This window comes from Micromonospora sp. RL09-050-HVF-A, assembly GCF_019374995.1.
GTDB classification, from domain to species: Bacteria; Actinomycetota; Actinomycetes; order Mycobacteriales; family Micromonosporaceae; genus Micromonospora; species Micromonospora antibiotica.
In genome coordinates, this window is the sequence record NZ_JAGKQP010000002.1 from 2,778,165 (window position 1) to 2,798,982 (window position 20,818).

Sequence of the window (20,818 nt, forward strand, 5' to 3'; positions counted from 1 at the left end):
CCGCCTCGGGCCCGGGGGCGTCGCCCGGGCCACCACGACGGCAGCGCCTCACGCCTCGGGCCGGTCGGGGGCGGCCTGCGGCTTCGCCGACAGGCCCCACAGCTCCACGATCCGGTCGTCGCGGAAGGTGAACATCTCCAGCATCGTCGCCGTCGAGCCGTCGGCGAGGCCGACCATCTCGGTCCGGGTCGCCACGCGCTCTCCGTCCGCGACCAGATCCTTCAGGGTCACCCTCAGGTCGGGATGCTGCGCCCACATCTGCTGCCAGGCCTGCTGCACGCGCCCCCGGCCGGTGGCCCGCAACGGATGGCTGTAGAAGGTGCCGGCGAAGATGGTCTCGATGGCCGCCACGTCCCGGCGGTTGAACGCGTCGTACATGCGCTCGGCGATCCGGCGTCCCTGATCCACAAGGTGAGTATGCCCGGTGTACGTCTCCACGGGAGGCCGGTCGGGACCGTCGCTGCGGTCAGCCGCCGGATCCCCGCTCTACGGGATCGCCACGGTGCCTGTGGTGCGGGGTGGGCGCGGCAGGTTTCGAACCTGCGACCCCTCGCTTGTAAGGCGAGTGCTCTCCCACTGAGCTACGCGCCCGGAACGCCCGTGCGGGCGGGCCGGTGGCTGGCAAGCTTACCTGCCGGCCGCCGGCCCGTCGCAACGGTGTGCCGATCGAGCGGTGTGCCGCCGCACCGGCGGAACCGGTACGGCGGCACGCGCGGTCGCCGCGGAACGTCAGGCGGCGACCGTGTCGGCGAGCGCCTTGCGCCAGCTCTGCTGGTCACGCGCCTCACCCGGCATGTTCATCTCGGCGAACCGGACGATGCCCGCCTTGTCGATGACGAAGGTGCCCCGGTTGGCGATGCCGGCGAGGTCGTTGAAGACGCCGTACGCCTGGGCGACCGCCCCGTGCGGCCAGAAGTCGGCCAGCAGCGGGAACTGGTAGCCCTCCTTCTCGGCCCAGATCTTGTGGGCGTAGATCGAGTCGACGCTGACGGTGAGCACCTGCACGTCGTCGTTGACGTAGTCGTTGAGGTTGTCCCGCACCTCGCACAGCTCACCCTGGCAGATGCCGGTGAAGGCGAGCGGGTAGAAGACCAGCAGCACGGTGCGGTTGCCCCGGTAGTCCGAGAGCCGTACCTCCTGGTTGTTCTGGTCCTTCAACAGGAAGTCGGGCGCCTCGGCACCAACCTCGATCGGCATGCGAACTCCTTGGGTCGACTCTGAGGTGGGTCCAGCCTGCCACACCCGGCGCGGACGCCCCGGGTGCGGGATTGCTCAGTTGGGCCACGGCCCGGCCGGGGAGCCTACTTACGCCCCTTGGACCCCCGGCGCAGCACGAGCCGGGCGGCGCTCCAGTCCAGGCCGGCGTTGAGGGTCGAGGTCTGCTGGAGCCCGGCGGTCTGCGCCGACTCGGCGACCTCGCTCGGCTCGACGTGCCCGTCCCGGCCGGCCTTCGGGGTCAACAGCCACACGACTCCGGCGTCGGCCAACGGACCGAGGGCGTCGACGAGAAGCTCGAAGAGGTCACCGTCTCCGTCGCGGTACCAGACGAGCACCGCGTCGACCACCTCGTCGGTGTCCTCGTCGACCAGTTCTCCACAGCGGTCGGTCAGGGCGTCCCGGAGATCCTGGTCGACGTCCTCGTCGTACCCCATCTCCATGACGACCATGCCCGGTTCGATCCCGAACCGGTCCGCCAGGAGACGTACCCCGTCGGCGGCCTGACCAGCGGTCGCGCTCACTGTCGCGTGCCTCCTCATCTCGTCCCTGCCCAGCGGCGTCGCGGTGACGCCGTCAGGCAGAGTCCACACAGTTGTGGTCCGTCGCGCAAGTGGCGCACCGGGTGGAACGGAATTTACCGTGCCAGCAGCGTACGGGCACCCTGGGTAATGGCATCCTCGGAGACCAGCACCTGACGGGCAGCCGGACCTAATGGTACAAACGAGTCGACTGCGGCCACCCGCCGCGCCGCTCCCACAAATCCGGCGTCGACAAGCGTCGCGAGGATCCCCTCACCGACCCCGCCGGACCGCCGGGTCTCATCCACCACCAGCACCCGACCGGTCGCGGACGCCTCCCGGATCAGGTCCGCCACCGGCAGCGGTGCCAGCCACCGCAGGTCCACCACCCGGCAGCCGATCCCCTCGTCGGCCAGGGTCGACGCCGCCCGCAGCGACATCCGCACCCCGTTACCGAACGTGACGATGGTGACGTCCTCGGCCGAGCCCACGCCGTACACCCGGGCCCGGCCGATCGGCGCGTGACCGGCCGCCCAGTCGGCCGGCTCGGCGTAGGACCCCAGCCACTCGCCGTCACCCGGCTCGTACAGGTCCCGGGTGTGGTAGAGCGCGATCGGCTCCAGGAACACCGAGACGGTGCCGTCCACCACGGCGGCGGCCAGGCAGGTCCGCAGCAGCGGACCGGCGTCGTCCGGCCGCGCCGGCACCGCGACCACCAGACCAGGCACGTCCCGCAGTACGGCCACCGAGTTGTCGTTGTGGAAGTGCCCGCCGAACCCCTCCTGGTAGGCCAGCCCCGGCACCCGAACCACCATCGGGTTGCGGAACGCCCCCTGCGAGAAGAACTGCAACGTGGCCGCCTCGCCCCGCAGCTGGTCCTCGGCGTTGTGCAGGTACGCCAGGTACTGGATCTCCGGCACCGGCAGCATCCCGGCCAGCCCGGCGCCCAGCCCCAACCCCAGCACCGACGTCTCGTCCAGCAGGGTGTCGAAGACCCGGGCCGCCCCGAACCGCTCCCGCAGCCCCTTGGTGACCCCGTACACCCCGCCCTTGGCCGCGACGTCCTCCCCGAAGACCGCCAACTGCGGGTGGCTGAGCATCCCGTCGGCGAGCGCGGCGTTGATGCTCTGCGCCAGGGTCAGCGGGCCGGCCAACTCCGGGGGCTTGCCACCGAACGCCGCCACCCGGTCGGCCGCATCCGGCCCGGCCGCCCGCTGCGCCGCCTGCGCCACCGTCGTGGCGACCCGCTTGGGCCGGCGGGGCGACAGCGGGGCCACCACGTCGACCGGGGCAGCCAGCTTCGGCTCGTCGAGCACCTCCTCGGCGGTCCGCCGCACCTGCCAGCCCCGCTCGTCGTAGCGGGCCAGCAGTTCCTCGCCGGTGGCCACCCCCGCCTCGACGAGCAGCCGGGCGGTGGCCAGCACCGGATCGCGCGCCTCGTCGGCGGCGATCTCGGCGGTGCTGCGGTACGCCCGCTCGGCGTCCGCCCCGGCGTGCCCCAGCAGCCGTACCGTCCGCAGGTGCAGCACCGCCGGCCGCCGGTGCCGCCGCACCCAGCCGGCGGCCTCGGCGGCCACCGCGTGCACGGCCACCGGGTCGGTGCCGTCGGCGGTGAAGTAGCGCACCCCGGGCCGGGCCCGCAGGACCCGCTCCACCCAGCCGTCCGGCGACCGGACGCTGATGCCCAGGCCGTTGTCCTCGCAGACGAAGAGCACCGGGATCCGCAGGCCGGTGTGGTCGTACCAGCCGGCGGTGTTGAACGCGGCGGTGGCGCTGGCGTGGTTGACCGAGGCGTCGCCGAACGAACAGACCACGATGGCGTCGCGGGGCCACGGCGAGCGCGGCGGACCGGCCGGGTCGTCGCGCCGGCCGGCGGTGTCGATCCGGCGCAGCCGTTCCAGGGCCAGGCCCAGGCCGACCGCCCGGGGCAGGTGCGAGGCGATGGTGGAGGTCGTCGGCACCACCGCCAGGTCGGCCCGGCCGAAGACCTTGTGCCGGCCCCCGGCGATCGGGTCGAGGGTCGAGGCGACCATCCCGCGCAGCACGTCCCGGGCCGCCCCGGCGTACGCCTCCTGCCACCCGTCGTCCCCGCCCGGTCCCGGGTCGACCGCCGTTGCCGGGGACGTCCCGGTCACCGGGAGCCCGGGGCCGGCCGGACCGGGACCGGCGGAGACGGGACCCCCGGAGACGGCATCGGTGGCGGTGGGGACGGCATCGGCGGCGGTGGGACTGCCCGGGGCGGGGTCCGGGGCGGCGGTCACCGGGGCGGCGGCGGGGGCGGCGGGGGTGCCCTCCGGGGCGGCGGGCCGCTGCCGGGGCACCGGCTCGGTGGTGCCGTCGCTGCCCACCCGGTAGGCCACCGGGCCGACCGGGACGGGCTGGCCGACCGGGCCGGCGTCACCGTCGAGGGGGTCGGTCGTGCCCACCGGCGCGGGGCGTTCGTCCCCGGCGTCGGCCGCTGGACCGGCTGCCGGCGACGATCCGGCGGGGCCGCTCCCGGCGGCCGACGACGCACCTGTGCGGTCCGGTGCCCCGACCGGGTGGAGGGATTCCGGCTCACCGGCCCCCGGGGCGGTGCCGTCGTCGGGGTCACCGCCGGCGGGCGGGGAACCGATCGCCGCCACGCCGTCCCCGCCGGTGCGGTCGACGGCCGGGCCGTCGCCGTCCGGGAAGCCGACAGCCACGGCGTCGCCGCCCGGGAAGCTGCCGGCCGGGCCGTCGCCATCCGGGAAGCTGCCGGCCGGGCCGTCACCGTCCGGGAACCTGCCGGCCGAACCTTCGCCGCCCGGGGAGCCGACAGCCACGGCGTCACCGTCCGGGAAGCTGCCGGCCGAGGCGTCGCCGCCCGGGAAGCTGCCGGCCGCCTGGGCAGCGCGCAGACAGTAGAAGGCGCCCGAGCGGTAGTGCAGCAGGGCCGGGTCGGTGGGGCGCAGCGCCGCGGCCACCGCCGCGTTGGCCTCGTGCCCGGCGGAGCCGATCGTGTAGAAGCCCTCGTCGAAGCTGCGCAGCCAGCGGCCGGCCAGGTCGAGCTGACGGCTGGTCACCTGCGCGTCGAAGAGGGCGAGCAACTGCCGGCCGGTCAGCGCGGCGGCCGGCCGTAGCGGTTGCCCGGGGTCACGCCGCCGCTCGGGCTCGGGTAACGCGCCCAGGGTCTCCCGGAACCGGTCGTCGAGATCTTGCGGGGTGGTCACGCGATCAGCATTACCGACGGAGGCCACGGTCGCCCACTCAGACACGACCCGACCGGGGTGAGTCAGTCCACCGCGCACCGCTGCGGGCAGTCCCCGTCGGACACCTTCTCCACCAGTTCCCGCAGCGTGGACAGCTCCTCGACGGTCAATCCGACGAGCAGCCGGGAACCCGACAGCGCCTCGCGCACCCGTTCCCGCACCCGGCGGCCCTCGTCGGTGACCAGCAGTGTCTTCTGCCGCCGGTCGATCGGGTCGACCCGGCGGGTGACCAGGCCGGCCTGTTCCAGCCGGTCGACCAGGGCGGTCACGTTGGACCGGTCGCACGCCAACCGGACGGCGAGGTCACGCGCCGGCGACGGCCGGTCCGGGTCCAATTCGCACAGTGCGCGGGCCGCCGCCGGGGTGAGTCCTAGCGCACCGAGAGCGGCCTCCTGGTCGTGCCGGATCGCGTCGGCGACGTGCAGGAACCGGCGTACCGTCTCGCCCGTCAACCCGGCGCGGTCGCCCCGGTCGGCCTGCGTGCGGCCGGCCTCCTGCGTCATCCCCCGACTGTACGGCCGCGCCTACCGCCCACCGCACCACCGGGCCGATCGACACCGCTGCCCGCCGGATGCCGACGTCGGGCTGCGCCGCCCGACCAACGGCCGCCCGACACGCCGCCCGGGGCGGTCGCCGGCCGCTGTTCGGCTGGCGGAGACGACGACGGTCTCCAGTCGTCACCTGACGGTCACCGTGGGTCGCGACGCTGCCGGGGTCAGGTACGCACCACATCCCGGGAGGTTCCCATGGCACTGTCCCGCCGTACCGTCCTGCTCTCCGGCGCGGCGCTCGGCGCGGCCGGCGCGACCGCCGGTCTGCCGACGTCCGCCGACGCCGCCGACGGGCGTCCCGCCCGCCCGGTGGGCACCGCCCGCCACCGACCGTTGATCTGGCCGTTCACCCTCGGGGTGGCCTCCGGCGACCCGGACCACGAGGGGGTGGTGCTGTGGACCCGGCTGGCCCCGCAGCCGCTGGCCGCGGACGGGTTGGGCGGCATGCCCGACCGGACGGTCGAGGTGCAGTGGGAGGTGGCCGCCGACGAGCTGTTCCGGCACGTCGTCCAGCGGGGTACGGCGACCGCCCGGCCCGAGTCGGCGCACAGCGTGCACGTCGAGCTGACCGGGCTGCTGCCGGGGCGGGAGTACTTCTACCGGTTCCGGGCCGAGGGGCACCTCTCCCCCACCGCCCGGACCCGCACCGCGCCCGACCCGGCGTCCCTGCCCGCCGCGCTGGCGATGGGTTTCGTCTCCTGCTCCCACTACGAGCAGGGGTACTTCACCGCCTACCGGCGGCTGGCCGAGAGCGCGCCGGAGCTGATCCTGCACCTCGGCGACTACCAGTACGAGTACGCCCGGGAGTACGGCCCGGACCGGCCGCGCGGGCACGAGGGGCCGGAGACCCGGACACTGGCCGGCTACCGGCAGCGGCACGCGCAGTACAAGACCGACCCGGATCTGCAGGCGGCGCACGCGGTGGCCCCCTGGGCGGTGGTCTTCGACGACCACGAGGTGGAGAACAACTGGGCCGGCGCGGTGCCGGAGGAGCCGGACCCGAACTTCCTGGCCCGGCGGGCCGCCGCCTTCCAGGCGTACCACGAGAACATGCCGCTGCGGCGGGCCTCGGTGCCGCGCGGTCCGGACATCGCGCTGCACCGGCGGTTGCGCTGGGGGCGGCTGGCCACCTTCCACCTGCTCGACACCCGGCAGTTCCGGGACGACCAGGCGTGCGGGGACGGCTACCGGGACTGCCCGGCGGCGGCCGACCCGGGCCGCACCATCACCGGGACGGCACAGGAGCAGTGGCTGCTGGACGGGTTCCGCCGCTCCGACACCCGCTGGGACCTCCTCGCCCAGCAGGTGTTCTTCGCCGCCCGGGACCGCGACCCCGGGCCGACCCGGCTGACCAGCATGGACGCCTGGGACGGCTACCTGGCCTCCCGGGACCGGATCACCCGGGGCTGGGTGACCGCCGGGGTACGCAACCCGGTGGTGCTCACCGGGGACGTGCACGCGCACTGGGCGGCCGACCTGAAGCTGGACTACACCGACCCGGGCGCGCGGACGGTCGGCACCGAGCTGGTCTGCTCCTCGGTCACCTCGGGCGGGGACGGCTTCGACTCGGCCAGCGGCTCGCACCCCTGGTTGCGCACCAATCCCCACCTGCGGTTCCAGAACGACCTGCGCGGTTTCGTCCGGACCACGATCACCCCGGCGCAGCTCAGTGCGGACTTCATGGTGCTGCCGTACGTGAGCCGGGCGGGCGCCCCGGCGTACCCCCGGGCGTCGTTCGTGGTCGAGGACCGGGTGCCCGGCCTGCACCAGACGGGCGACCGCCCGCCGACGACGGCCCGCGCGCTGCCGCCGGGCGTGGACCGGGACCGGTACACCGTCGAGACGGAGACCGGGCTGCGCTGAGCCGCCCCGACGCGGCGGCCGGGACGCGCCGGGGGCCGGGACGGCCGGGCGACGGGACGGCCGGGCGACGGGACGGCCGGGCGACGGGACGCGGCGCCCGGGTGGCCGGCGGCGGGGGCGGGCGGGGCGGGGTCAGCCGGGGAGGAAGGAGAAACGGAGCTGGCGCGACGGGTTGTCACCGTTGGGGTCGACCAGGCAGACCGACTGCCAGGTGCCGAGCTGGAGTCGCCCGCCGAGCACCGGCAGGGTCGCGTACGGCGGCACGAAGGCGGGCAGCACGTGGTCGCGGCCGTGGCCGGGCGAGCCGTGCCGGTGCCGCCAGCGGTCGTCGGTGGGCAGCAGGTCGTCGAGGGCCCGCAGCAGGTCGTCGTCGGAGCCGGCGCCGGTCTCGATGATCGCCACCCCGGCGGTGGCGTGCGGCACGAAGACGTGCAGCAGGCCGTCGCCCTGCCCGGCGACGAATCGCTCGGCCTCGGCCGTGACGTCGACGACGGTGGGTCGGGAACCGGTCCGGACGGTGATCACCTCGCTGCGCATACGGCGCATTCTGCCGCATCCGACCCGTTACCGCCGCCGTCCCCGGCCGCCGGGGCCGGGCCCCGGTGGGCCGACCCCGGCGGGGCGACGGCGGCCGGCCCCGACGCGGCCGACCGGGCAAAGTTACCGGCGGGTACCTGTGTTCAGCGTCGCGTCTGGGGGAGCTAGAGGTGACGACGGGTGCCACCAGAGGGCAGGATGGCGCTAGAGACCTATCCCACACACAACCGAGGGAACGCCTGTGGCTACGGAACGCAAGCGCCCGGTGATCACCGCTGGTCTGCCGAGCCAGCTTCCGGACATCGACCCCGAAGAAACCAGCGAGTGGGTCGAGTCGCTCGACGGTGTCATCGACGAGCGCGGAACCAAACGCGCCCGGTACGTCATGCTGAGCCTGCTGGAGCGGGCCCGCGAGCGGCAGGTCGGGGTGCCGTCCCTGACCACCACCGACTACATCAACACCATCACCCCGGAGCAGGAACCCTGGTTCCCGGGTGACGAGCACATCGAGCGGCGGATCCGGGCGTACGTCCGGTGGAACGCGGCGATGCTGGTGCACCGGGCGCAGCGGCCGGAGATCGGCGTCGGTGGGCACATCTCCACCTTCGCCAGCTCCGCCTCCCTCTACGAGGTGGGCTTCAACCACTTCTTCAAGGGCAAGAACCACCCGGGCGGCGGCGACCACATCTTCTACCAGGGGCACGCCTCCCCCGGCATGTACGGGCGGGCGTTCCTGGAGGGTCGGCTCTCGGAGGACCAGCTCGACGGGTTCCGGCAGGAGCTGTCCCACCCGGGCGGCGGACTGCCGTCCTACCCGCACCCTCGGCTGATGCCCGACTTCTGGGAGTTCCCCACGGTCTCCATGGGTCTGGGCCCGCTGAACGCGATCTACCAGGCCCGGTTCAACCGCTACCTGCAGCACCGGGGCATCAAGGACACCTCCCAGCAGCACGTCTGGGCCTTCCTCGGCGACGGCGAGATGGACGAGGTCGAGTCGCTCGGCGCGATCGGCGTGGCCGCCCGCGAGGAGCTGGACAACCTCACCTTCGTGATCAACTGCAACCTTCAGCGGCTGGACGGCCCGGTCCGGGGCAACGGCAAGGTGATGCAGGAGCTGGAGGCGTTCTTCCGGGGCGCCGGGTGGAACGTGATCAAGGTGGTCTGGGGCCGGGAGTGGGACCCGCTGCTCGCCGCGGACACCGACGGCGCGCTGGTCAACCTGATGAACACCACCCCCGACGGCGACTACCAGACCTACAAGGCGGAGTCCGGGGCGTACGTGCGGGAGCACTTCTTCGGCCGGGACCAGCGGACCCGCAAGATGGTCGAGCACCTGTCCGACGACGAGATCTGGAACCTCAAGCGGGGCGGGCACGACTACCGCAAGCTCTACGCGGCATACAAGGCGGCCACCGAGCACACCGGGCAGCCGACCGTCATCCTGGCCAAGACCATCAAGGGCTGGACGCTGGGCTCGCACTTCGAGGGCCGCAACGCCACGCACCAGATGAAGAAGCTGACGCTTGACGACCTCAAGCTGTTCCGCGACCGGCTCTACCTGGACATCCCGGACAAGGCGCTGGAGGACAACCCCTACCTGCCGCCGTACTACACCCCGGGTGAGTCCTCGGACGAGATGGCCTACCTGCGGGAGCGGCGCGAGCAGCTCGGCGGTTACCTGCCGTCCCGGCGGACCAGCCACAAGAAGCTGGCGATCCCGGGGCCAGAGCGGTTCGCCGACGTCAAGCGCGGCTCGGGCAAGCAGAAGGTGGCCACCACGATGGCCTTCGTCCGCCTGCTCAAGGACATCATGAAGGACAAGGAGTTCGGCAAGCGCTGGGTGCCGATCATCCCGGACGAGGCGCGTACCTTCGGCCTCGACTCGATCTTCCCGACCGCGAAGATCTACTCCCCGCACGGCCAGCGGTACACCTCGGTCGACCGGGACCTGTTCCTGTCCTACAAGGAGTCGACGACCGGGCAGATCCTGCACGAGGGGATCAACGAGGCCGGTTCGGTCGCCTCGTTCACCGCCGCCGGCACCGCGTACGCCACCCACGACGAGCCGATGATCCCGATGTACATCTTCTACTCGATGTTCGGGTTCCAGCGCACCGGTGACGGCTTCTGGGCGGCGGCCGACCAGATGGCCCGGGGCTTCGTCCTCGGCGCGACCGCCGGGCGGACCACGCTCAACGGTGAGGGCCTCCAGCACGAGGACGGCCACTCGCTGCTGCTGGCCGCGACCAACCCGGCGGTGGTCGCCTACGACGCGGCGTTCGGGTTCGAGCTGGCGCACATCGTGGAGCGCGGCCTGCACCGGATGTACGGCGAGGACCAAGAGAACATCTTCTACTACCTCACCGTCTACAACGAGCCGATCCACCAGCCGGTCGAGCCGTCCGAGCTGGACGTCGAGGGGCTACTCAAGGGCATCTACCGCTATGCGCCGGCCCCGCAGGTCGACGGGCCGCGGGCCAACATCCTGGCCTCCGGCACCGGCATGCAGTGGGCGCTCAAGGCGCAGCAGCTGCTCGCCCAGGACTGGGGGGTGGCCGCCGACGTCTGGTCGGTGACCTCGTGGTCGGAGCTGCGCCGCGACGCGGTGCTCTGTGAGGAGCACAACCTGCTCAACCCGGGCGCGGAGCAGCGGGTGCCGTACATCCAGGAGAAGCTGGCCGAGGCCGACGGGCCGAAGGTCGCGGTCAGCGACTGGATGCGCGCGGTACCGGACCTGATCGCCCGCTGGGTACCTGGTGACTACACCTCGCTCGGCACCGACGGCTTCGGCATGTCGGACACCCGGCACGCGCTGCGTCGGCACTTCCACGTCGACGCCGAGTCGGTTGCGGTGGCGACGCTGCGGCAGCTCGCCCTGCGCGGGACGATCCCGGCCGGTGTCCCGGCCGAGGCGGCCAAGAAGTACGCGATCGACGACGTCAACGCCGCCCCGGTCGGTGAGACCGGCGGCGACAGCTAGTTCCCGGGTACGACGAAGGGCCCGGCGCCTCGCGCCGGGCCCTTCTCGTGTCCTCCGCCCGCTCCGCCCCTGCGTGATCGAGCGTGATCTTGACCGGATCCGCAGGTGGTGCCGACGGGGTGTCGGGTCAGCCGACGACGGCCAGGTCGGTCAGCCGGGCCAACGAGTCCTCCAGGTCGGCGCCGACCCGACGCAGCCCGAGGCGCAGCAGGGCGCCCTTGACCGGGCCGGCCGGCCAGCGGACCACGATCAGTCGGACGATCGTGCCGCCCTCCTCCTCGTCGGCGGTGAGCTGCACGTAGATCTCGGTGCGTGCCTCGGCGCGGGCACCGGCCCCCGGGCGCGTTCCCGCCAGCCGATCAGGTTGGGCTCCTGGTAGGCGATCACCTCGGCCTCGTGCGCCGAGCCGCGCCCGGCCTGGACGAGTTGTCGACGGCCGAAGCCCTCCCCCGAGAGGACCTCGGCGGCCCGGACCCCGGCCAGCCAGGCGGGCAACTGCTCGGCCCGCTGGACGACTTCCCAGACCGCTTCCACCGGCGCCGTCACGTGCGCACTGCGTTCGACGAGGATCATTCTGTTTCTTCCCCCACTGAGGACATCCGCGATATTCCGCACTCTATGCGCTAAATCGGACTTACTGGGACGTGTTCGGAAAAAGACACGCCGGAAGCCCTTGCGCCCGCATTGCCCCGCACCTATGGCGCTCCCGGGCTTCGCGCCCTAGAGTGCGAACACGTTTCGCGTTCTGGGAGGGTGGATGACGACCGCACCGATCCCCGGTTTCCCCGCCGGCTTCCGTTGGGGGGTGTCCACCTCCGCGTACCAGATCGAGGGAGGCGCCACCGCCGACGGCCGGGGAGCGTCCATCTGGGACACCTTCGCGCACACCCCCGGCCGGATCATCGACGGCAGCACCGGCGACGTGGCCTGCGACCACTACCACCGGCACCGGGAGGACGTCGCGCTGCTGGCCGGGCTCGGGGTGTCGGCGTACCGGTTCTCGATCGCCTGGCCCCGGGTCCGCCCCGGCGGCACCGGCCCGGTCAACGCCGCCGGCCTGGACTTCTACGACCGGCTCGTCGACGACCTGCTGGCCGCCGGCATCGACCCGGTCGCCACCCTGTTCCACTGGGACCTGCCGCAGCCGCTCCAGGACGCCGGCGGCTGGCTGAACCGGGACACCGCCGCCCACTTCGCCGAGTACGCCGACGTGACCGCCGAACGCCTCGGCGACCGGGTGAAACTCTGGATCACCCTCAACGAGCCGTTCATCCACCTGAGCCTCGGCCACGGCACCGGCGAACACGCCCCCGGCCAGACCCTGCTCTTCGACTCCTTCCCCGCCGCCCACCACCAACTGCTCGGGCACGGGCTGGCGGTGACCGCGCTGCGCGCCCACAGCACCGCCCCGGTGGCCATCGCCAACAACTACTCGCCTGTCGTCCGCCACGGCGACACCGACGCCGACCACGCCGCCGCGGCGGCGTACGACGCCCTGCACAACCACCTGTTCACCGACCCGCTGCTGGGCCGGAGCTACCCCGACGGCTTCGACCCGGGCGTGGTACGCGACGGCGACCTGGCGGTGATCGCCGCGCCGCTGGACGTGCTGGGGGTCAACTACTACAACCCCACCGGGGTACGCGCCCCCGAGGAGGGCTCGCCGCTGCCGTTCGAGCTGGTCCCGCTGGAGGGCTACCCGCGTACCGCGTTCGACTGGCCGGTGGTCCCGGACGGGCTGCGTACCCTGCTCGTCGGCCTGCGTGACCGGTACGGCGACGCGCTGCCGCCGATCCAGGTCACCGAGGGCGGCTGCGCCTACGACGACGTCCCGGACGCCGACGGTCAGGTGCCCGACCCGGACCGGATCGCCTACCTCGACGGGCACCTGCGCGCCGTCCTCGCCGCCATCGACGAGGGTGTCGACGTGACCGGGTACTTCGTCTGGTCGCTGCTGGACAACTGGGAGTGGGCGGAGGGCTTCACCAAGCGCTTCGGCCTGGTGCACGTCGACTTCGCCACCGGCACCCGTACCCCGAAGTCCTCGTACGCCTGGTACCGGTCCCAGGTCGGCCGGGGGTGACCACCGTCGACCCGACGCCGGCCTCGCTGCCGGCGGCGCTCGCCGACCCGGTCGTCCCGGTCCGGCGCAGCTGGATCGCGTTGATCTTCGCGGCCAACCTCGGCGTGTGGATGGCCTTCTTCACCCCCATCCAGGTGCTGCTGCCCCAGCAGGTGGAACGGATCTCGCCGGACCACAAGGAGGCGATGCTGGCCGTCGTCACCGGGCTGGGCGCGCTCGCGGCCGTGCTGGCCAACCCGCTCGCCGGGGCGCTGTCGGACCGCACCTGCCTACGCGTCGGCGGGCGGGAGTTCGGCCGCCGGCACGTCTGGACCGCAGGTGGGGCGGTGCTCGGCGCGCTGGCGCTGGTGCTGCTGGCCCGGCAGCAGACCATCGCCGGGGTGGCGCTGGGCTGGGTCGCCGCCCAGGTCTGCTTCAACGCGATGCTGGCCAGCCTCACCGCCGGCATCCCCGACCGGGTGCCGGTGGTGCAGCGCGGCGGGGTCTCCGGGTGGGTGGGCATCCCGCAGGCGCTCGGCCTGGTGCTCGGCGCGGTGCTGGTCACCGCCCTGGTCAGCGGCACCGTCCCCGGCTACACGGCGATGGCGTTGGCGGTGCTGCTGCTGTCGCTGCCGTTCGCGTTCCTCACCCCCGACGACCCGCTGCCCCGGGAACACCGCCCACCGCTGCGGCTGCGCGCGCTGGTCGCCTCGATGTGGATCGACCCACGCCGGCACCCCGACTTCGCCTGGGCCTGGATCACCCGGTTCCTGGTGCAGATCGGCAACGCCCTGGGCACCCTCTACCTGCTGTACTTCCTCACCGACGGGGTGCGCTACCCCGATCCCGAGGGCGGGCTGCTGGTGCTGATCCTGCTCTACACCCTGGGCATGATGCTCACCGCCGTGGTCTCCGGGATGCTGTCCGACCGCTCCGGCCGGCGCAAGGTCTACGTGATCGTCTCCGGGGTGGTGATGGCGGTGGCCGCGCTGCTGCTGGCGGTCGCGCCGACCTGGTCGATGGCGCTGGTCGCGGCCGTGCTGCTCGGTGCCGGCTACGGCGTCTACCTCTCGGTCGACGCGGCGCTGATCACCGAGGTGCTACCGCGCGCCACCGACCGGGCCAAGGACCTCGGGGTGATCAACATCGCGAACTCGGCACCCCAGGTGCTCGGCCCGGCGCTGTCCGCCCCGATCGTGGTCCACCTGGGCGGCTACCCCACGCTCTACGCCGTGACCGCCGTGGTCACCCTGCTCGGCAGCGCCCTGGTCCTCAAGATCCGGGGCGTGCGCTGACCCCCGGCGGCGACCCGGCCGGTCCGGGCCGGGTCGCCGCCGCCCGCAGGTCGGGAACGCCCGTCGGTGGCCGGCCCGGCAACGGCGTCCGGCCCCCTGGGGAAACCGGGTCGCGGCCGGCCGTAGGCTGGACGGCGTGACGGTACGTGTGCGCTTCGCCCCTTCCCCGACCGGTATGTTCCACGTCGGCGGCGCCCGCTCGGCGCTGCAGAACTGGATCTACGCCAAGCAGCAGGGCGGGGTGTTCGTGCTGCGCGTCGAGGACACCGACGCCGCCCGCAACAGGCCCGAGTGGACCGAGGGCATCCTGTCCGCGCTGGACTGGATCGGCATCGCCCGCGACACCTACGAGGGCCCCTACTTCCAGTCCGCGTACGCCGGTGAGCACCGGGCCGCCGCCCAGCGGCTGCACGACGCCGGGCGGGCCTACTACTGCGACTGCACCCGGGAGGCCGTGCAGGCGCGTACCGGCTCGCAGTACCAGGGCTACGACGGCTTCTGCCGGGACCGGGGCCTGCCGCCGGGCGAGGGGCGGGCGTTGCGCTTCCGGACCCCCGACGAGGGCACGACCGTGGTGGTCGACCTGATCCGGGGCGAGCCGACGTTCGAGAACAAGCTGATCGAGGACTTCGTCATCGCCCGCGGCGACGGCTCCCCGGTGTTCCTGCTCGCCAACGTCGTGGACGACATGACGATGGGAATCACCCACGTGATCCGGGCCGAGGAGCACCTGCCGAACACCCCGAAGCAGCAGCTGCTCTGGGACGCGCTGGGCGTCAAGCCGCCGATCTGGGCGCACGTGCCGGTGGTGGTCAACGAGAAGCGGCAGAAGCTGTCCAAGCGGCGCGACAAGGTGGCCCTGGAGGCGTACCGGGACGAGGGTTATCTCGCCGCCGCGATGCGCAACTACCTGATGCTGCTCGGCTGGGCGCCGTCGGGCGACCGGGAGATCGTGCCCTGGTCGGTGATCGAGGAGGAGTTCCGGTTGACCGAGGTCAACCCCTCCCCTGCCTTCTTCGACGAGAAGAAGCTGCGCGCGTTCAACGGCGAGTACATCCGGGCGCTGCCGGTCGACGAGTTCGTGGTCGCCTGCCAGCCCTGGCTGACCGGCACCGGCACCATCGCGCCGCCGCCGTGGCAGCCGGCGGAGTTCGACGCCGACGCCTTCGCGGCGGTGGCCCCGCTGGCGCAGACCCGGATCGCGGTGCTCAGCGAGATCGTGCCGAACGTCGACTTCCTCTTCCTCGCCGAGCCGCTGATCGACGAGGCGGCCTGGGCCAAGGCGATGAAGGAGGGTGCGGCCGAGCTGCTCGACGCGGCCGTCGCCGGCTACACGGAGCTGGCGTCCTGGGACGCGGCGTCGCTGAAGTCGACGTTGGAGGCGGTCGGCGCGGAGCGTGGCCTCAAGCTGGGTAAGGCGCAGGCCCCGGTCCGGGTGGCGGTCACCGGCCGCACCGTCGGGCTGCCGCTGTTCGAGTCGCTGGAGGTGCTCGGTCGGGAACGCACCCTGACCCGGCTGCGCGCCGCCCGACTCCGCCTGGTCTGACCACCACGGCACCCGTCAGGGCCCGCCGTTTCCCGGCGGGCCCTCGCCGCACCCGGTCAGGGGCGGGCCGATCGGTCATCGGCGGGGCCGGTCAGGGGCGGGCGGAGCGGCGTCGGCGCAGGAACAGGCCGGCGGCGAGCACGGCCAGCAGCACCAGGCCGCCGGCCGCCCAGAGCCAGCCCCGACCGGTGTCGTCGGTGCCGGCAGCGGCGACCGGGGTGGTCGACGGGGAGGCGGGGGCGGGGCTGCTGCTCGGCGTCGGGGTGGTGCCGGCCGTCGGGGTGGTGCCGGCCGTCGGGGTGACCGACGGGGGTGCGGCGGCGGTGCCGGTGGTGAGGGTGAACCGCACCTCCCCCTTGACCGGGTGCCCGTCGTTGGAGGGCAGTTGGTATCCGACGATGTAGAGACCGGCCGCCCCGGGGGAGAACGGCACGCTGACCCGGCTGCCGGAGAAGGCCGGTGCGCCACCGGCGGCCGGGACGTTGTCCGGTCCGACCACTGTGATCTTCGTCCGTTCGGGGTCCAGTTTGGCCAGAAAGCGCAGCTCGACCTTGGCCGGCGCGGTGGCCACCTTGGCACCGTTGACGGGATTGCTCCCGGTAAGCGAGTTATGCGCGAACGCCGGCGTCGCCGGCAGCAACGCCACGCCGAGCGCCACGCCGACGAGCACTGGCACCGCCCGCGTCAACCGTGGGACCCTGCCCCCCATGAAGCCCTCCGCAAAGGTACGATCCGCCCGCTGATCACGCGGCTTCCCATTGGTCGTTCCAGGATCACAGATAGTTCCACATATTGTTCCCAGAGCTGCATCCGCGCGATGTTCCATGAAGTCTATGAGGTGGGCCGGTGTCGTCCGGTCGATCACCGACGTCGACCGACCCGCACGTGACCCGCAGCACAGCCATCCATCGAACGGGGCGAGGAGGCGGCTATGGTCGACAGGGTGAGGCGGCTACTCTCAGTGGTCACCACGGTCGTGACGGCGGCGGTGCTGGCCACCGGCGCTTCCGCGCAGCCGGCCGGGGCACACCGGGCGGCGCCGAAGACGCCACCCGCCGGGGTGGACATCACCGGCGTCGGGTTGACCGAGCCGTTGCGCCTGCGCACCGACACCGCTGCGACCCAGGTGGTCGCGGTCATCGACCAGGTCAGCTGGTTCGGCCGCACCGGCGAGGCCAAGGGGCCCAAGCCGGCCGACCTCGGTCCGAAGTACACCATCGTGGTGCTCGCCGGAGACGTCCCCAAGCAGACGTACGACCTCTATCCGCTGGCCAAGGGCGGCCCCCGGGCCTTCCGGCCGGCCAAGCAGCCCGACGCGCGCAAGACCACCGCCGGGTGGTTCCTGGGCCGGCTCAACATGTCCGAGACGCTGCGCGCCGCCGGGGTGCCGCTGGAGCGGCGACCCGACACGGTCACCGGTGGCGTCGGTGGCGGCGAGCGGACGCTCCCGGAGGAGGCCCTGAACCCGGGCCGGGGTTTCGACGACGCGATCGACGAACTCCAGCGGCTGCTGCTGCTCAACGTCGGCGTGATGCTGGTGATCACCGTCGGCCTGGCGGGCATCGCCCTGCTGGTCCGCCGCCGCACCCGCTGATCCACACCGCCGACCTCCGCACCCTCGGGGGTCGGCGGTTGCGTGCCCGCTCGGCACGGCGGTCGGCGAGACGCCCCTCGGCACCTACGGTCGGCGAGACACCCGCTCAGCGTGGCGACCGGCGGCGACGCAGGTCGCGCCGGACGCCGCGTCAACACCAGCGGCGGCAGTCAGCACCAGCGTTGTGGCGGGCGGTCAACGGCAGCGGCGAGCGGTCAGCACCAGCGTTGTGGCGGGCGTTGGAGACGCTGCGGACGCCGGCCCGGCCGCACCGGCCCGTGCCGGTGGGCACCGGCCCATCCGGCCAGGTCGCTGCGGCAGTGCCGGGTCGGCGCGTCGGGCTGACCCGGCGGACCGGGTTCCACCGCCGCCGGTCGGGACACCGGCGCGTCGGCCGGCTCGGTGCCCCGCTGGCGGGGCAGCGCCACCTCGTCGTCGGCCCGCTCAGCCACCCGACAGACCTGTTCCGTCGCCAGCCGGCGGTGCGGTCGGGCCGCCCCCGGCTGGTCGTGGTGGCCCGGCCGGCAGGGCTCGCCCTGGGCGCAGCCGTGTTCGGCCTCCCCGTGCGCCATCCCGGTCTCCTCACGTTCGCGTCGCGCGCCGCGACGACACCCCGGCGCGGCAGTGCCACCGTACTGGCCGGCACCGACGCGTCGTGCAGCGCGTACCCCGGTGTCAGGACTTGGGTCGACGCGGGAAGATCGTCTCCCAGACCGGGAACGCGACCAGCCAGATCAGCAGCCCGACGGTGAGGTTACGGATCCAGTCCGACAGCTCCCGGGTGCGCTCGTCGTCACCGACGATCACGATCGCGGTGACGAGCAGGGCACACGCGACGGCCCAACCGAGCAGCGCCTTCCCCCACTCCCGCCACTCGTACCGGGTCCGCGCCCAGCCGTACCGGGGCGGCTTCACCGGCGGCGGGCCGCCCGCGAACCGGTGGGCGAAGCGCTGGTCCGCCCAGCGGATCAGGGAGTGCCCGAACGCCACCGAGAAGCCGAGGTAGATGGCGGCCAGCCCGTGGGTGGCGTCCGCGGTGGCACCCCGGCGCAGGTCCACCGCCGCCGCCACCAGCAGCACCAGGTCGACCAGCGGGACGCAGACCAGCAGCGCCGCCCCGAGTCGGGGTCGACGCAGCGGGTACCGGGCGATCAGCCCGGCGACGAGCAGCACCCAGAATCCGATCTCGCAGCCGATGATGATCGCCAGCAGCATGCACACCTCCCCGTTCGGTTCCAGCGTGCCGGGGCGGGCCGGGCACCCACCTCACCGGCGGGGACGAGTTGCGGGTCCATCGTTCGACGGACCGGCGGCCCGGCGTACCTCCTTCGACGGACGGCCGGGCGCGCGGTGTCCTGCCCAGGTCGGAGGGGACCGGGCCGGGGGTGTGATGGGATCGGGAGCATGCGGATGCCGGGCTGGGCCGGCTCCGGCCGGCCGGGACGCGACCTGGCCCTGGCCGGGGCCTCCCTGATCGGCGGCCTGGCGGTGTGGGGTGCCGGCCTGCAACCCCAGTTCCCCTGGGCGCCGGACGTGCCGAGGGCGTGTTTCCTGCTGCCGCTGCTGGCGGTGAGCGTGGCCGTCGGGCTGCGCCGGGTGGCGACCCGGACCGGTCTGGCGGTGGGCACCGGGGCGGTGCTGGCCGACGCCGCGCTCGGCGTCTCGGTCGGCAGCACCGTGATCTACACCCAGGTGTTGTACGACACGTGCGTGTACGGTCCACCCCCGTTGCGGCGCTGGCTGCTGCGGGTCACCGTCGGGCTCAGTGTCGGCAGCACCGCCCTCGGCCTGCTGGTCTGGGGTTTTCGGGGTGCCGCCGTCGGGGTGCCGTTCGCGCTGCTCGGGGTCCTGCCGGTGGTCACCGGGGTCAGCGTGCGGCAGTACCGGGACCAGGCGTCGGCCGAACGGGCCCGCGCCGAGCAGACCGCCCGGCTGGTCGAGCTGGACCGGCGGCAGGCGGTGCTGGCCGAGCGGGCCCGGATGGCCCGCGAGCTGCACGACGTGGTGGCCAACCACCTCAGCGCGGTGGCCCTGCACGCCACCGCCGTGCTCGCCGCGCCCGGGCTGGACCGGCCCCGGGTCGACGCGGCGCTGCGGGTGATCCGGGAGAGCAGCGTGCAGGGGATGGCCGAGATGCGGCAGGTCATCGGGTTTCTGCGGGAGCCGTCCGTCGATCCGGCGCAGGAGGCCACCCGGGTCCGCCTGGACGAGTTGGACCAGCTGCTGGACCGGATGGCTGCGGCCGGTCTGCGGGTCCGCACGACGGTCGAGGGTCGGTCCCGGGAGCTGCCGGTCGGGGTCGACCTGGCGGCGTACCGGATCGTGCAGGAGTCGTTGACCAATGCGCTGCGCCACGGCAGGGGCACGGCGGAGCTGACCGTGGCGTACCGGCCGACGGAGGTGGTGGTGACGGTGGAGAACCCGGTCGGTTCCGGCGGGGCCGGTGCCTCGGCGGCGGTCGGTGCGGGGCTGCCGGGTGGCGGCGCGGGGCTGATCGGGATGCGGGAGCGGGCCACCCTGCTCGACGGGCAGTTCACCGGTGGCCTGCGGGACGGGTGTTGGCGGGTCCGGGCGGCGTTGCCCACCGGGGCGTCGGGGTGACCGCCCCGGTGCGGGTCGTGCTGGCCGACGACCAGGCGGCGGTGCGGGCCGGTCTGGTGTTGATCCTGGCCGGTGCGCCGGAGATCGAGGTGGTGGGCGAGGCGGCCGACGGGGAGGCGGCGGTCCGGCTCTGCCGGGAGCTGCGCCCCGACGTGGCGGTGCTCGACGTCCGGATGCCCCGGTTGGACGGGGTGTCGGCGACCCGGGAGATCGTCGCCGCCGGCACCGCCGAGGTGCTGGTCCTGACCACCTTCGACCTCGACGAGTACGTCTTCGGCGCGCTGCGTGCCGGGGCGGCCGGTTTCCTGCTCAAGGACACCGACGCGGCCGGGCTGGTGGCGGCGGTGCGTACGGTTGCCCGGGGTGAGGGGGTGATCGCTCCGACCCTGACCCGGCGTCTGATCGCGGCCTTCGCGGCGACCGCGCCGGGCGTCGGTGGGGCGGAGCGGGCCGCCGTGGCCGCGTTGACCCCCCGGGAGCGGGACGTGCTGGCCTGTCTGGGCGGCGGCCTGTCCAACCAGCAGATCGCCGACCGGCTGGCGGTGGCGGAGAGCACCGCCAAGACCCATGTCAGCCGGATCCTGGCGAAGTTGGCGCTGCGCAGCCGGGTGCAGGCGGCGATCCTGGCCCAGGAGTTGGCCCTGCCGGTGCCGCCGCCGTGACCCGGGCGGCCCGGTCGACCTCCCCGACGACGTGGCACCCGGTCCGTCAGCGAGGGGCACGCAGGGAGCTTCACACGCATTGATGTAAATCTATTGACTGCTCTCCCGGGCGGTCATATGGTGCGTTACCAGGGGCTTCCCGGCCAGCACCTGTCGTCCGA

General features: G+C 73.4%; 17 protein-coding genes, 1 tRNA gene and 1 pseudogene. 8 read left to right on the forward strand and 11 right to left on the reverse strand.

The features are described 5' to 3' along the window. Nucleotides 1–48: 48 nt before the first annotated feature. The 6 genes from J7462_RS11875 to J7462_RS11905 all read right to left on the reverse strand — a co-directional run bounded on the left by J7462_RS11875 (nt 49) and on the right by J7462_RS11905 (nt 5,469). A complete protein-coding gene (locus tag J7462_RS11875) occupies nt 49–408 on the reverse strand; it encodes a nuclear transport factor 2 family protein (RefSeq protein WP_219464110.1) in 360 nt (119 codons plus the stop codon). Between the two features lie 111 nt (nt 409–519). After that, nucleotides 520–591 (reverse strand) — tRNA-Val (locus J7462_RS11880). A gap of 138 nt (nt 592–729) precedes the next feature. Then, nucleotides 730–1,197, reverse strand: a complete 468-nt coding sequence (locus J7462_RS11885) for a peroxiredoxin (protein ID WP_204959437.1) — start codon at nt 1,195–1,197, stop codon at nt 730–732. A 104-nt stretch (nt 1,198–1,301) separates the two neighbouring features. Then, nucleotides 1,302–1,739 (reverse strand): DUF3052 domain-containing protein, encoded by a 438-nt coding sequence (locus J7462_RS11890; RefSeq protein WP_091238156.1) that lies wholly within the window; start codon nt 1,737–1,739, stop codon nt 1,302–1,304. A gap of 113 nt (nt 1,740–1,852) precedes the next feature. Continuing rightward, nucleotides 1,853–4,162 (reverse strand): thiamine pyrophosphate-dependent enzyme, encoded by a 2,310-nt coding sequence (locus J7462_RS32130; RefSeq protein ID WP_374197574.1) that lies wholly within the window; start codon nt 4,160–4,162, stop codon nt 1,853–1,855. An 827-nt stretch (nt 4,163–4,989) separates the two neighbouring features. Continuing rightward, entirely contained in the window at nt 4,990–5,469 is a 480-nt protein-coding gene (locus J7462_RS11905) for a MarR family winged helix-turn-helix transcriptional regulator (RefSeq protein ID WP_219464111.1), read from the reverse strand. A 243-nt stretch (nt 5,470–5,712) separates the two neighbouring features. Between J7462_RS11905 and J7462_RS11910 the strand changes: the two genes are divergently transcribed. Then, on the forward strand, nt 5,713–7,380 hold the full coding sequence (locus J7462_RS11910) for an alkaline phosphatase (protein ID WP_219464113.1): 1,668 nt from the start codon (nt 5,713–5,715) through the stop codon (nt 7,378–7,380). A gap of 132 nt (nt 7,381–7,512) precedes the next feature. Here J7462_RS11910 and J7462_RS11915 read toward each other — a convergent pair whose 3' ends face one another. Beyond that, nucleotides 7,513–7,917: a YjbQ family protein gene (locus tag J7462_RS11915; RefSeq protein ID WP_219464114.1), complete on the reverse strand. Its 405-nt coding sequence runs from the start codon at nt 7,915–7,917 to the stop codon at nt 7,513–7,515. Nucleotides 7,918–8,158: 241 nt separating this feature from the next. Between J7462_RS11915 and aceE the strand changes: the two genes are divergently transcribed. Then, the gene (gene aceE / locus J7462_RS11920; RefSeq protein WP_219464116.1) at nt 8,159–10,897 is read left to right on the forward strand and encodes a pyruvate dehydrogenase (acetyl-transferring), homodimeric type; all 2,739 of its coding nucleotides are present in this window, start codon (nt 8,159–8,161) and stop codon (nt 10,895–10,897) included. Nucleotides 10,898–11,024: 127 nt separating this feature from the next. Here aceE and J7462_RS11925 read toward each other — a convergent pair. Beyond that, nucleotides 11,025–11,470 (reverse strand): annotated as a pseudogene (locus J7462_RS11925) (SRPBCC family protein). 184 nt (nt 11,471–11,654) lie between these two features. Here J7462_RS11925 and J7462_RS11930 point away from each other — a divergent pair. The 3 genes from J7462_RS11930 (at nt 11,655) to gltX (ending at nt 15,800) form a co-directional block, all read left to right on the forward strand. Further along, the gene (locus J7462_RS11930) at nt 11,655–12,980 is read left to right on the forward strand and encodes a GH1 family beta-glucosidase (RefSeq protein WP_219464118.1); all 1,326 of its coding nucleotides are present in this window, start codon (nt 11,655–11,657) and stop codon (nt 12,978–12,980) included. Next, nucleotides 12,977–14,254, forward strand: coding sequence for an MFS transporter (locus tag J7462_RS11935; RefSeq protein WP_219464119.1), 1,278 nt, complete (start codon nt 12,977–12,979; stop codon nt 14,252–14,254). Before J7462_RS11930 ends, J7462_RS11935 begins: the two co-directional genes overlap by 4 nt. A 136-nt stretch (nt 14,255–14,390) precedes the next feature. Further along, entirely contained in the window at nt 14,391–15,800 is a 1,410-nt protein-coding gene (gene gltX, locus J7462_RS11940) for a glutamate--tRNA ligase (RefSeq protein WP_308290872.1), read from the forward strand. Nucleotides 15,801–15,891: 91 nt separating this feature from the next. Here gltX and J7462_RS11945 read toward each other — a convergent pair whose 3' ends face one another. Next, nucleotides 15,892–16,476, reverse strand: a complete 585-nt coding sequence (locus J7462_RS11945; protein WP_308290873.1) for a copper resistance protein CopC — start codon at nt 16,474–16,476, stop codon at nt 15,892–15,894. Nucleotides 16,477–16,731: 255 nt separating this feature from the next. Here J7462_RS11945 and J7462_RS11950 point away from each other — a divergent pair, with 255 nt between their 5' ends. Continuing rightward, a complete protein-coding gene (locus tag J7462_RS11950) occupies nt 16,732–17,394 on the forward strand; it encodes a hypothetical protein (RefSeq protein WP_219464121.1) in 663 nt (220 codons plus the stop codon). Between the two features lie 215 nt (nt 17,395–17,609). Here the strand turns inward: J7462_RS11950 and J7462_RS11955 are convergent, their stop codons facing one another. Continuing rightward, entirely contained in the window at nt 17,610–17,966 is a 357-nt protein-coding gene (locus tag J7462_RS11955) for a hypothetical protein (RefSeq protein WP_219464122.1), read from the reverse strand. A 103-nt stretch (nt 17,967–18,069) separates the two neighbouring features. Next, nucleotides 18,070–18,609 (reverse strand): hypothetical protein, encoded by a 540-nt coding sequence (locus tag J7462_RS11960; protein ID WP_219464123.1) that lies wholly within the window; start codon nt 18,607–18,609, stop codon nt 18,070–18,072. Nucleotides 18,610–18,804: 195 nt separating this feature from the next. Between J7462_RS11960 and J7462_RS11965 the strand changes: the two genes are divergently transcribed. Together J7462_RS11965 and J7462_RS11970 are read left to right on the forward strand one after the other, a co-directional pair. After that, nucleotides 18,805–19,995 carry a sensor histidine kinase gene (locus J7462_RS11965; RefSeq protein WP_219464124.1) on the forward strand — a complete coding sequence of 397 codons (1,191 nt, stop codon included), beginning with the start codon at nt 18,805–18,807 and terminating at the stop codon, nt 19,993–19,995. Further along, complete coding sequence (locus J7462_RS11970; RefSeq protein ID WP_219464125.1) at nt 19,992–20,657, forward strand: response regulator transcription factor; 666 nt, start codon at nt 19,992–19,994, stop codon at nt 20,655–20,657. The genes J7462_RS11965 and J7462_RS11970 overlap by 4 nt, the downstream gene beginning before the upstream one ends. Nucleotides 20,658–20,818 lie beyond the last annotated feature (161 nt).